Origin of the sequence: Solimicrobium silvestre, assembly GCF_002976435.1 — a bacterium.
GTDB classification, from domain to species: domain Bacteria; phylum Pseudomonadota; class Gammaproteobacteria; order Burkholderiales; family Burkholderiaceae_D; genus Solimicrobium; species Solimicrobium silvestre.
In genome coordinates this window covers 1-13,642 of the sequence record NZ_PUGF01000043.1, presented here as the reverse complement: position 1 = coordinate 13,642, position 13,642 = coordinate 1, and the positions used below count along the sequence as shown (strand labels likewise).

The window sequence follows — 13,642 nt, the reverse complement described above, 5'->3', positions numbered from 1 at the left end:
TGACGCGCGTATTACATCAGGGCCAGAGCAAAAAACCGCTCATCTATCAGGCCGTATAGATACACGCAAGCTTACCTACTGGTTGAAATCAAATTCTTCTTGCAAAACGGGTGGAGTCCATAGATACCGCGTTGAACATACTGCGTCAGCGAAAATCATTAAATAACAATAAAAAATAAATCCCTAACATTGTTATAGCAAGCATCGCTCTAGGAACTTGATTTTCACCATTATTCCAATGGAAAGCACCATACATATCTTTGTTATAAAAGAAAGCAAAAATAATCCAAACTACCCAGATTAAACATATGCTTAGCCACAAAGCAGTTAACCAATTTAGAGTGAAGTAAATATATAAAACTCGACAAAGCGCGCCAATAATAAGTATTAGCAAAAACAATTGTTTATTTTTGGAAGTTAAAATTTTCAATCTTTTTTCTCCAAGGCTTCCTCTTTAGTTCTAGTTACAAATGCATCCCATCCGCCGGCTAAATCTATTAATGCAGCAATACGTACAGCCGCAGCGGCAGGTAATCCAAATACCGTTTCGAGATATTTTTGAGCTGCCATTTGCACAATTTCTTTAGAAACGGCTGTACCTGACGTCTCATTTATTATGCCAGCACTGACAGATGCAGATATTCCAATTACGCCAGCTACTGCCCCTGCCGTACCCACTGGGACAGCAACCGCCACTAGCGTCGCACCCGTCCCAATATCCGTTAACGCTTTCTTATCCAACGCCTTCACATAAGCCGCTGTTTGCGGATCAGACATATCTAAATTCTGTCCGCCACAACCTGCTGAAACTCGTGGACAAGGGAAATATTTTGGTTCAAAGGTTTTGCCATCCACGCTGATGCGTTGGCTATATCGTCCTTCATCATCCAATACCAAATTCGTCGCAGGATCGCGTTTTTCCTTGGCGCTACCGGGTGTTTCTGACAGCTTGATCGGCGCTTTAATAATGACACCGGCAATTTCTTTATCGATTGTGCCGCTGTTGATGTAGGGCGAATTTTTTTGATCATTGGTTGCGTAAAACAAATACTGCCCATTACCGATGGATAAATTTGGGCTGGTCACCGCATATTCCGACTGCAACGTATGCAAGAACGCTTCCGCTTGCGCTGAATACGGTACGGTATAGCCAAAGTTGTAATCCAGCAGATTTTGTGCCGTGTTCGCCAGCACCGAAGTAGCGGCGGCAACCTGCTCCTGTGTTGGATTATCTGTACTGTAGAGTTCTTTGGCAAAGCGTGCCGCGTTCTTTTTAATCATGTCCGTTTCTGCTTGATGCAATTGCCGATTATTGGCATCCGCTGACAAACCAATCACCGCGCCAGTTCCGGCACTTTGCTGGCTGCCACCTGCAATCGCGCCGGATGCAGCGCCTACTAATGTCGCACCGAGATTCATCATGTCGTTGTACGCTTTGAGTCCGTCAGGATTTTTCGGATCATCTGTATACCCATTCGCAAGCAGATAATCACGTAGCGCCGGTGTCATGACTTCGACACTCATGCCTGCTGCTATTCCACCCACCGCACTGGTGCCGCCAATCCCAGCTTGTATCAATCCGACCATGCCGTGTAGTGCAATTTTTTCTGTTGAGCCTTCAGCTAGATTCATTTTTTGCGAAAAATCACCAACCATACCGTTGAGTGCTGCTCCCGCTAAATCCGCTGCGCGTTGGTTTTCTCGCGCTTTTTTCTGTTCTGCTTGCAGGTTTTGTGCCTGTTGCAGCGTCAGTGTGTTGGTTAATGTTTCATTGGCGGTGGCGGCATCGCGGTTTGTTAATTCATCTGCGATGGCATGACTTTGCGCGTCGGTGGTCGCATTGCCGGTGCCAGTAATAATTACGTTAGCGGGGCTGATGACGCTGTTAGTGTGACTACTTTCATCGCCGTTCTTCGGCATGCCAGCACCTCCATTGAGGTTACCAATGACGTTGCTGGCGATGTTACTGGTAATGCTGCCGGTGGAAATGCCGACGCTGATGCTTTGTGAGCTGGTGTGTTGGGTGTTGCTCAGATCGGTGCTGGTCAGGCTGGCCGTTTGCAAGGAGTTTTTATCTGCGGCAGCGGTGCTGGTGATCGCAGCCCCTTGCAGATCGGTATTGCCTTTGACGTTCAGCTCAAAACCGCCGCTACCTGCTGCGATACCGCTTTGGCCAACGGCACTTTGGTAATTATGATCGACGGTTTGTTTGCCGTAATTGATGCTGCCGGTCGCTGTGGTACCGACGCAGATTGGGGGAATGCACAGGCTGAGACTAAAGCCGCCGTTCTCCTGTTTGCTGTCGTAGTTGCTTTGGTCTTGCAACGTGACGATATTCAAATTGCCGCTAATGTCGGCCTTGACTTTGTTGGCCGCAACCTGTGCGCCGATCAAGTTGGTGTTGTTGCCGCTCTTGATAGTGAGTTTGTCGGTGGCGGTGATTTGGGTGTTGTCATAGGTGGTCTCGCTGCCGTTGGCGTGGCCTTTCGATGTTGAACCACTGATCTGGAAGCTGAGACCGGTTTGCTGTCCGTTGGAGCCGAGCGTGGCTCCGATGCCTGCGCTGGAGCCGCTGTTGCTTGATTGCAGTTCGGCGCTGTTTTTGGCGGCGAGCAGGTTGATGTTTTTTGCGGCATCGAGTTCGATAGTTGTTGCTTGCAGTTTGGCGCCTTCCATAGTGATGTCGCCTTCTCTGGCGGTGATATTTATTTCACCGCCTTGTACTGTGGTGCCGCGCGCTTGGGTGGTGCTGTTATTGCTGTCTTGTTGGCTTTTGCTGACGCCTAAATTGACGCTGACGCCGAAGCCGCCGCCGCTCTTTTCTGGATTTGGGCTGAGTGATTCGGTGGTGGTTTCGGAGATCTTTCCGCCATTGATTAATTTATAGGTGTCGTAGCCGGCTTTCAAGGCTAATGCGCCTTTGAGTCGGTCGTTGTCGGTATTTTGTGCTTCGGTCACTTGATCGCCAATGCGAGTGATGGCTCCTCCGATGGCGCCGGTTAAGCTGCTGCCTAAGGTGACGCTTTTTGTTTCGGCGTGCGTTTGGCTGCTACTGGCGTTGTGTACTGCTTGCAGATCAACCGCGTTTCCGGTGATGTTGACCGGGTTTTTAGCTAATAATTCGGTGCCTTGGGTGAGGACGTTGCCGGTGCCAGTACCCTTGTATTGCGAGTCCAAACCGGCCTGTAAATTTAGCGTACCGCCATTGGCAGAAATCAGGCTGGTGCTTTGCTGGGTGGCGGTGCCGTTGGCGTTTTGCATGGCGTCGGTTTTACTGTAATTGGTGAAGCGACCAGCGTTGAGGCCATTCATTATGCCGATGCTGGTGCCGCTGCTGTGGCTGCCGGTTTGTGAGGTGTGTTGTTCGGTGGCGGCCAGCACATTGATGTCACGTCCGGCGTAGATGTCGACATCATGATCGGCGACGATGGCGCTGGCGGTGATGCTGGTGTCGCGACCGCTAACGGTGCGCACATTTGCGCCGCTCAGGCTGCTGCCGACTTGCTGAGTGCTGGTGCCGTGTTGTGCCTGATCTTGTGCGGTTTTGCTGTAGCTGATGCCGTTCATGAAGCTGGCGGACAGGCCAGAGGATTTTTCTTGTACGGAGTAGCTCGCTTGGTTGGTTTCTTGAGCGCTGGCGATACTTAAATCACGTCCGGCCTGAATGGCGATATCCTGCTTGACGGTGAGATGGCTACCTTGGATCGTCGTGTCGCGACCGGATTGTAGCGCGACGCTGTCGCCGGAGAAGCTGCTGCCGATGGCTTGGGTGCTACTTCCTTTATCCGTGACATCCCTGCTGCTGGACGACAAAAAGCCGCTGGACTTGGTGTGTACTTCAATGTCATAGCTGCTTTGCTGAGTACCGCTGGTGATGGTGATATCGCGTCCTGCCGTTGCATTGAGTTGACCGTCGGTGTTGACGTAACTGGCGGTGGCGTTGATGTCCTGACCTGCTGCTAAGGTTAAATTGCCGCCACTTTGCAGAGTGCTGCCTACGTCGCTGCTCTGGCTCGTTTTGTAGTGACCAGTACTGCCCATATCGGCATTAAAACTAGAGCCGATATTTACTGTGCCGATGTTGAGGTTGTTCCCCGCTACGATGCTTGCATTCCCCGTGCTGGTGATGTTGGCGGCGTTGATGTTGATGTTTTGCGCCGCCTGCATGACGAGCTGCTCTGCGTTGACGCTGGCGATTTGGGTGATACCGGTATGGCGGCCGCTGGTGCCGGTGCTGGTTTGTGTGACACTGGCGAGGTTGATGTTGTTGCCGGCGATAATGCCAACGCGGTTGCCTTGGATCGTGCCGCTGCTGCTGATGTCCTGTTGTGCAGCCAGCACTATTTGTCCACCTTGTTTATTGGTGAGTAGGTTACCGCTATTGGTGATGCTACCCGTATTGACGATCAGGTTTTTGTTGGCTTGCAAGGTGCCGCTGTTTTGTAAGCTGCCGCTATAGGATAAATCCATGTCCGACGCGCTGATGATGGCGCCAGTAGGGCGTACATCGGCGGCGTTGAGTTGGGCTAAATACACGACGGGTACCAAGACTTGGGTGCGACTTCCATCCGCTAACGTGATGTTTTGGCTAACCAACCAGACGATGTCGGACGTTAACGCTGACATTTGTTCGCTGCTGAGCGCAATGCCCACGACAAGTTGAAATTGCTCGGCAAAGTGGATACCTTCCGTCATTAAGGCTTGGTATTGTTGTTCGTTGCTGGCGTAATTACCTAAAAACCGCTTGCCGGTCAATTGGGTAATTTGGTCGTTGATCAGCTTTTGTTCGTAGAACCCATCACCTAAGCGTTTTTGTGCCTGTTGTGGATTGATGGACAGGCGGCCTAGTAAATAATCGCTGGAGAGGAAGTTTTTATAGTTGGTGAATGCCGGGTCGGTTTCAACCAAGTAACCGGCATTAGGATTGGTGGTCGTGGGGAAGAGCTGATTGGTGGGCAGCGTTAGATTGGGGATGGCGGCATCCGGTTTGGCGACCGTTTGGGTGTTGCCGGGCGTCGATGCGTTACTGCCAGCCGAACCGGTAGCTGCTTCAATGTTGCCACCTTGGCCGGTAAGGGTGTTGTTGCTGGCCGAGCCATGCGCTGCGTCTACCTGCAAGCCGCTGCCGGTCAGAGTGGTACTGTTGGCGTTGCTGCTTAGGCTACCGGAGGTGCCGGTCGCAACCTGATTGCTGCCGGCCTGCTGCCCGGTAGCGGGATTGCTGAGGCGCTTAGGCGCTACATCGCCAGGCCAGATGGAGAATTCAACGGATGGCCCTGCTTCGGGTAAATTAATTTCTGCAAAGTTACCCCAGTTATCCGCCTTGCGGTCGGTGTTGTGAAACACGTGACCCGGGCGATCAGTTGTTCCATTACCATTGGGAATGCCGGTTTTTTGAATGGTGGTTTGTCCGATAGGTGTTGTGTTGTAGAGTTTTTCACCAGTACCGCCCAGACCTAAACCGGCGACGATGGCGCTGGCTTGATTGTTGATGGTGTCGGCGCGCAGTAGTATGTTGCCGTTAGCGACAATTTGCCCGGGATCAGTGGCGGTTACCTGGTCTTGACTGGTAGTTTGGGTGTAAATCCGTTGCCAGAAATCACTGTGTGATCGGCCATCAGGGGTATGTAAGTTCCAGTGATTTCCGTCATTCATTAAACACGCTATGTCATCTTTAACTGCGTTGCATCTGCCGAGCTTTCCGTTATACCACTCGACTGGTGCGCTGTTGCGGTTGTAAGCATATTCCACCACTTGCTTAGTTTCGATGACGACGGGAGCAAAAGCAAACGTAGGGTTGAGATTATTGAGAGTGGTCGTGTTAATAATAAAGTTACCGCCGCTATCCATGGTTGCCTGTGAATTGGTCACGGTCTTTGCTTTACCGGTAGCTTGGTAGTTGCTATTCAACTCGCCTCCGATGAAAGTGTCGCCCAGACTGGTGATTAAGGCGTGATCTTGGTTGGTGATGGTTTGTGCCCCGATGTGCAGATCATTTCTGGCGGCGATGACCGCGTTTTTGTCGTTGAGTAATGTCGTTGCACCCAACGCCAGATTGTCGCCATAGATGCGGCCCTGGTTGGTGAGGTTGTTTTGTGCGATGACAACGGTTTGATCGGAGTTAATCAGCGCATCCAATGCATTGCTGATGTTATTGGCTTGCAATAACAGGCCGTTTTGGGCGGACAGCGTGCCATGATTGCTAAGTGTGCCCGTGGTAGATAACTGCAGCACATTGTTGGCCGAGATGAGATTGCCTGCGGTATTGATGTAATCCCCTTGTAGCTGGATGTCGGCATCCTGACCGGCAATGGCGACGCCTTCGCCGATGATGGTATTGGCGGTAATGCTAAGGTTTTTATTGCTGCCGATATTGCCTGCGGTATTAGTAATGTTGCCGCTGGCGGAGATGGCGATATTACCGGCTTGATTGGCCGTATTGCTGATGTGTCCTGCGTTGTTATTTAAACTTGCTACTGTCAGTGTTAAATCACCTGCGCTGCTGATGTTGCCTTGGCTATTATCAACGGTGGCATTGGCTTGTTGCAGGGCTAAGTTTTTGGCAGAGAACAGATTCCCTTGTACATTGTTGATGCTACTGGCGATGGCAAGATCCATGTTTCCGGCGGCAATGAGTTGCCCTTGCAGCGTGTTGATTAACTCTTTTGCGGTGAGTGCGACATTGCCGTTGCCGCCGATAGTGCCGGCGCTATTGTTAATGCCGGTGTTGCTGTTGATGACGGTGCTGCCAGTGCTGCTGTTGGCGATGCGACCATTGGCGTTGTTGATACTGTTTCCGGTAAGAGATAGTGCTGTGGCGGCGTGGCCTGGCGTGCCGTTGGCTTCAATACGGCCAGACTGGTTGTTGATGGCGTTGGTTGCCATGATGTCGACGGTGCCATCACTTTGAATGACGCCAGCCAGATTGGTCAGTGTACCGTTGGCATTGAGCTGGAGATTATTGGCGCTATAAAAAGAACCGTTGGTGTTGTCGATATCAGTTGCTTCGATGTTGATATCACCCGCGCTACCGATGAAGCCGGACACTGAGCCATCGTCGTTACTGTCGGCCGTATTGGACAGGTTTTGGTGTAACTGCATATTGAGCAAAGATAAACTCAGGTTTTGTATCGTGCCGGCGGCATTATTGAGGCTGTTGGCTCGGATGTCGATACCGTTGGTGAGCCCTTCTAACTTACCGCCGGTATTGTCGATATTACCGGCGACAGTCACATTAAGTAGACTGCCACTGATATAGCCTTGCTGACTGTTGTTCAGGTCGCCGCTGGTGGCAGTCAGGTGAGCGGAACTTTGCCCAAACAGCGTACCGGATTGGTTATTAATGTCGGATGCGGTGGCGATAACGCGGCCGTTACTACCTATTGTGCCGGCTTGATTCTGTAATGTGCCTGCGCCATTGTTAACATTGATTGCCAGGGTGCCGCTTCCTGCATGGGAAATCGTACCGCCGTTATTATTGAGCTGCTGGGGCGTTAAGGTCAGGTTGGTGCTGTTGGTTTGAATTAAGCCATTCGTTGAATTGTCGAGCGCGTTGCTGACATCAATGATGCTGGTGTCTGTTCCATATTGCTTTAGTTGCCCTTGCTGATTCGATAAATTGATGGCGTAAAGGCGAAGCTGGTCTGTGCTGATGGTGCCGGCATTGTTGTTTAGTTCGGCAACCGTTGCATGAATGGTCGTCGCATCCAGCACGCCTTGCGCATTCGTTAAACTGCCTGCTTGCAGTTGCAGCGTATTCGCCGCCGCGACACGGCCGCCGGTATTGTCGAGCTGACGTTGAATGGTGGCGTTGAGGTTGTTGCCTGCGCTAATGATGGAGTTATTAAGAACACTGTCTGCCGATACGATAACGTCCCCATTGCCACCGATTATCCCGCCTTGCTCGCCGCTGGCCGTTGTGCCAGCGGTGTTGATGATCTGGCCGCTGGTAGCCAGGGAGAGCTCATCGGTGCTGAGCGAAACAAGTCGACCGGCGCTGTTATCAATAGTTGCTGCCTGTATCGCCACGGCACCTGCGGCCTGCACACGGCCTTGGGTGTTAGTAAGATTGCCTGCCGCGGTGATCACTGCATTCCGGTTGGCATGCAGTGTGCCTTGTTGATTCGCGATATCGGCTGCGGTAACGAGGAGCTGTCCGTTCGTGCCGATATTGCCGGCGATATTATTTAATGTTCCACCACGCAAATTGACATTCAATGTCCCTGTTCCTGCGTGCGAAATGGTGCTGCCGTTATTGTTCAGTTGTTGGGGTGCGAGTGTGAGGTCGGCACTGTTGGTTTGGATGAATCCCTGATTAGAATTGTCGAGTGACTTGCTCACATCAATCACGCTGGCGTCAGCGCCGAATTGAACCAGTTGTCCTTGTTGATTGGACAGGTTGGTGGCATGCAGCGTCAACTGGCTGGCGTTGATTTTTCCGTGATCGTTATTGAGCTCCGTCACGTTAGCGGCTATCTTGTCCGCATTCAATTCGCCTTGTGCATTGGTGAGTGTGGCTGCTTGCAGGCGTAGTGCCTGCGCCGCCGCAAGTCGCCCACCGTTGTTGTTGAGTTGCTGTTGGATCTGCGCCGATAAATCATGACCTGCTGTGATGCTAGCGTGATTGATTAACGCGGCCGCGCTAATTATTGTGTCACCATTGCCACCAATGACGCCGCCTTCCTCTCCCTGCGCCGTGCTGCCGATAGTGTTGGTAATGAGGCCGTTGGCGGACATGGTTAAGCTATCGGTATTGAGCGAGGTAATGCGCCCCGCACGGTTGTCGATATTGTTGGCGTGGAGTGCTAACGCTTCGGCAGATTGAATATTGCCTTGGCTATTCATCAGGTCGCCGTTAAGGGACAATGCGGCAGCGCGATTGGCAACCACTTGACCGCGGTGGTTATTCAGCGTGGTTGCGGTGACCATGACTCGGCCATTACTCACCATCTTCCCAGCTACATTCTCTAGCGCGCCGGTAGTGATCGTGAGCGTGCCGTTGCCTGCATGACTGAGGTTGCCGTCGTTATTGGTGAGGCTGCCCGTTTGCAGTTGCAGATGCTGCGCATTACTGACCAGTGTTCCGCCGGTGTTGTTGAAGTTGCCGCTGGTTTGTAGGCTGGTGTTATCGGCTCCTGATTGGATCAGGGTGCCAGCGACGTTGGACAGAGCGGCAGAATTCGTGGTTATCTGTGCGGCCTGGATGACGCCAGCATCATTGACAACCGCACCGCTGGCAGTGGCGGTAACACGACCGGTGGAGTGCAGTGTGGCACCAGTATGATTAATGTCGCCGGCCGTCGCTAGTAAGGTGGTGGCGCCATTGGCGCTCGTGGCAGCGTTAGCCAGGTTGATGGCGGAACCGGTAATGGCGAGTTGGCCACCCGCCGTGTTTTGTCCGGTGGCGGTGATGAGATCGGTTGTCGATAAAGTCAGGTTGCCGGGTTGGGAGGCTTGGCCTGCATCGTTAATGCCTGCTGCCACGATGCCGGAAGAATTCAGGGTGGCTGATTGAATCGCCAGGTCGTTAAATGCCGCTAACGTACCTGTGTTGTTGACTTGCCCCGCGCTGTTGATGACAACTGTTTGTTGTCCGTACAGCCTGCCGGTATTGCTGATATCGTCATTGCTGCTTAAGTGGATTTGTCCAGCAGCGTTGGTTTTGCCAGTTAAGAGCACTTTACCGTGACTGTCAACGGTGAGATCGCCAGCCGACGCGGCGATATTGCCGAGTGCTTTAACGCCGACACCTGCTTCGGTGCCGACCAGCATAATCTTTTGTGCATACATGCCACCCAATGCCGAGGAGTCTAAGCCGATGGTCGGTTTGCCGTCAGCGCCTGCGATGACCTGAACGCCGAGGTTGTTGTAGTTGACCTGATTGCTGCCGGTAATGACGTTGAGTTGATTGGCCCAAAGATTGTCATTCACTTGCACGCTACGCGCAATTAAATCAAGCTGTTCAACGCCAGTTGCATTCAAGCCGCCAGCATTGATTTGAATATCACCCTTGCTGACTCGAAACGCGGCCAGGCTGCCATCGCCACCAAAGGTGGGCATTCCTGTCGTCAGGACGCCGCGTGATGCATTAATAAATCCGGCCCCGCCGCCCACTGAAATGCCATTGGGATTAGCAATAATCACTTCAGCACGTTGACCGGCCACTTCAATATAGCCATTCAACTGTGAGCGATTGGTGCTCATCACTTCATTTAAAATAATTTTGGCGCTGTTTCCGGGCAAAATATGGGGATTGCCTTCGACGTAGCCGCCGAGTTGTGTCTGGGTAATAGTGGCGCTGTTGTTGAGGATAGCTCCGTTGCTATTGACGTTAAATTGCTCGTATTTGTTATGGCTTAATCCGGAAGAATTCGGCGTGACGATTTGCACTAATGGTCGTCCATTCGCTGTTTGATCGATGGTTGGTCTCGGCCCCGCACCATTTTTATACGCCACCATTTGCGCATGCGCCATGATGACAGGACCAAACAACGCAGCAACAACAACGCTTAATGTAGCAAAGCGCATGCATCGTGAATTGAAACTGGTCGAGGTACTGTTACTAACGGACGTACCTTTGCTTTTACCTTGACTGGATGTGATTTCTGCGACGGCAATATAAGTGCTAGATACTTTGCTAAATATGACGCGATAGGCTTGCTTGTTCATGATTGACATCCAGGATAAAAGTGCTACGTTGTAAAAATAATTTGGTTGCTATCACCAACGCTGAGGCGCGTTGGTGATAGCGATGAAGCTGACTTAGTGGTTATGGTTGTTTGGCTAGTGCGAAGGAAATGTGTTGATGACGCCAGATGTGATAATCCATCCCTTGATTATTATGAAAAGTAAGAGTTCCAGCTAATTCTTGTGCCGTATTTCCAAAGAATGCCAAGTCGATCGATGCAACACCTACCCCGAGATTGCTATGCTGCTGTGACCAATTGCCGGTCGCAGGATCTGGGTCTAAATCAATAGTTGAGCCTGATAAATTCAGGTTGGACATTGTGATATTGGTCGCGTTTTGAATTGCGGCTTCATTGATAATCAGGGGATTACCAATGGTGTTAAGTAAGGTCGGATTGGGGGCAACAGCGATAGAAATTGTTTTTGCGGAATAATCTACAGTTGCAGTTATCTTATTTGTATACATCGCAAAGCTTGGTATGGAACCATCACTTACAATGTATTGGAATGCTTTACCTGAATAGGTTGATGTTCCGTTTGTTGGCCATGTTATTTTGCTTGGATTGACCATATAGCCAGCTTGTCCAAACCCATAGACGGAAGGGTCATTGGTGTTTCGCCAAAAAACGTTTTGAACAGTTTTAGTACTGCTCGGAGTCAATATCTGAATTGTTTTGTTGGCAGAGCCGATGGTGGTTGAAAAAAGACCGCCTGAAATCGCACCGCCAGGTAACCCAGAGGGGAATCTAAAACTGTAATTGAGTGCCGGGCTATCTTTATTGGTACTTGAAAAGGTAATATTGGCCGACGCATCAATTGACGTAGCCCAGTCACCACGAGAGTAGTCATTACTTCCAACTTGGTAATCCAATCCTATGCGGCTAAATTCTGTGGCTGCACTAATAGGCGGCGCAACGGGGGGCACAATAGGCTTGGCACTATCAATGTGCTTTCCATCATTACCTCCCCCACTTCCGCCTCCGCATGCGCTAAGCGCTCCAACCATAATTAGTCCGGCGATTGTTGTTACGTGCCTTTTAGTTTTCAATTGATTTGAAGATTGCATAGTTAACTTCCTTCGTTGTGATGATTAATATTGAAAAGTGAGATTGAATCCCACGCTGGGTGTGGCTGTTTTAAACTGCGCCGGTTTGTTTACCGGCCAGCTTGAAAACAGGTCGTACATAAAGCCGTGATATGCGCCGCGAATGCCAAGAGTCGTTCCTGCAAGCTTGTCACCGATGAGGTATTGCGCACTGCTGCCGTAGACTTTGCCGAAATCCATGCCGATGTAGGCGGATTGCCCACTGTTTGCGATGGGAATGTCGAGTTCATTGCGAAGATAAAATCCGCGCTCCGCCGTTAACGTTAATTCGCCATCAAAGCCGCGCACCGTGTAGCGGCCGCCAATAGAAAACTGATCAGCCAGATAGAGCGCGGAATGCGAAGTTTGTCCGCGTAGCGTGCCTATGTAGCGGAGTGGCTGGTTGGCGATTTGGAACGGCGCAGTCAATGTTGCGTCGATGGTTTGCAATGCGTAGGTGAAGGTAGGTTCATCCGTATTACGCCCTTCAAGATCAGCTTTCCCACCCAGCCATGAAGTACCCCAGCGGTTTGCTAGCGTTAAATCAAGTTGCGCGTTACCAAAGTAGTGCTTATGTATCCAACCGAGCTCGACAAAAGTGATGTTGCGTTTTTGTACGTCAATTTCGGCTTCGTCTATAAAAGAACGAGACCACCGTTTTCCGATTTTGAGTTGCCAGCTATTTTTTTGTGTTTGATCGCGTTGGATTAATTGGTTGATTTTAAATTCCGCATTCTTGGATTTTCCGCTGGAGACGAAAGTTTGATTGTTACCAGCTATTTCTTGGTGATAGTCGTAATCACTTGCCGAGATGCTGTAGTTCCAGTAACCAAATGGCAGTGAGTAATATAAATTATGCCCATTGGTACCGCGCTGATCACCTTTGCGATCGGCATCGGTGTTGATGCCGATATTGAATAGGTCGGACAGGCCAAACAAATTATCAAGCGAAAAATTGCCGCCAGCCTGTAATTGCCCAGTTCCTTTTGCGCCACTGTTATCTAGAGTTGCGGTCAGTTTCCAGGCTTTGGTGCGATTAGTATTGAGAATCACATCGCTTTCGCCAGCCTCATCAGTGGGCACAATTTGCATATCCACATCTTGAAATGGCACGCGCTTCATTTGCTCAAGACCTTGTTCCAGATCGCGCAAGTTGAGTAATTTACCTGGGCCGGTTGGAAACGCATTTCGCCAGGTGCCGTATGAGGAAGAGTCAGTAAAGTGGATTGAGTGGATTAAGCCGGGTACCAATGTAAGGGTTAGCACGCCTGTTGATAAATCTTGCTCGGAAATGCCGACACGTGTTGTGCTGTAGCCTTTTTGTAGGATCAAATTGGTAAGGCGTTTGATGATTAAATTCAAACCGTCTTTACCGACACAAACGTTTTTGTATTGTTGTAAATATTCTTGAGCAAAAAAGAAAGGGTCAAGCGCTAACTCACTAGCACCGGCAATTTTTGCCTCACGCGAAAGCTGTGGGGATACTGTAAGCGAGAGTTGGTGTATGGTAAAACACGGTGATTCGCCGGGTAATACCAGAATTTCTGTTGTTTCTGATGACGGCAATATGGGTGTGCGTAATTCCACACTGGGTTCTCGCAGCAAGCGCTGTCTTTCTTCTGCATCTGCTTGTGCTCGACGGCGTTGTTCTTCACTGGCAGGTGTTTGGATTATTTGGCTGCGTGCTTCAGGTGCGGTGCATGCCAGAAGGGTTAGAAGTCCGAATAGGTTGGCAAAACGCGTTGGCCATTGATTCGCTGTGTTTGAGTAAAATGACATTGTTGCCTTCTTTTTAATATTCGAAGGCATTGTAACTTTTTATAACGATATGTATATAACATATTTATTTAATAATTAATTGTGTTGTTAATA

4 protein-coding genes are annotated in these 13,642 nt (G+C 50.4%); all 4 read right to left on the bottom strand.

The features are described 5' to 3' along the window. Positions 1-145: 145 nt before the first annotated feature. The 4 genes from S2091_RS23390 to S2091_RS23375 all read right to left on the bottom strand — a co-directional run bounded on the left by S2091_RS23390 (position 146) and on the right by S2091_RS23375 (position 13,549). Positions 146-430 (bottom strand): hypothetical protein, encoded by a 285-nt coding sequence (locus S2091_RS23390; RefSeq protein WP_105534396.1) that lies wholly within the window; start codon positions 428-430, stop codon positions 146-148. Continuing rightward, entirely contained in the window at positions 427-10,668 is a 10,242-nt protein-coding gene (locus S2091_RS23385; RefSeq protein WP_165795083.1) for a hemagglutinin repeat-containing protein, read from the bottom strand. The genes S2091_RS23390 and S2091_RS23385 overlap by 4 nt, the downstream gene beginning before the upstream one ends. Before the next feature lie 100 nt (positions 10,669-10,768). After that, positions 10,769-11,752 (bottom strand): HupA family protein, encoded by a 984-nt coding sequence (locus S2091_RS23380; RefSeq protein ID WP_105534394.1) that lies wholly within the window; start codon positions 11,750-11,752, stop codon positions 10,769-10,771. A 24-nt stretch (positions 11,753-11,776) separates the two neighbouring features. Then, positions 11,777-13,549, bottom strand: a complete 1,773-nt coding sequence (locus S2091_RS23375; RefSeq protein ID WP_165795082.1) for a ShlB/FhaC/HecB family hemolysin secretion/activation protein — start codon at positions 13,547-13,549, stop codon at positions 11,777-11,779. Positions 13,550-13,642 lie beyond the last annotated feature (93 nt).

Excerpts from the sequence above, each read along its gene's own strand:
- S2091_RS23375 (WP_165795082.1), bottom strand. The coding sequence starts at position 13,549 with ATGTCATTTTACTCAAACACAGCGAATCAATGGCCAACGCGTTTTGCC.
- S2091_RS23385 (WP_165795083.1), bottom strand. The coding sequence starts at position 10,668 with ATGAACAAGCAAGCCTATCGCGTCATATTTAGCAAAGTATCTAGCACT.
- S2091_RS23380 (WP_105534394.1), bottom strand. The coding sequence starts at position 11,752 with ATGCAATCTTCAAATCAATTGAAAACTAAAAGGCACGTAACAACAATC.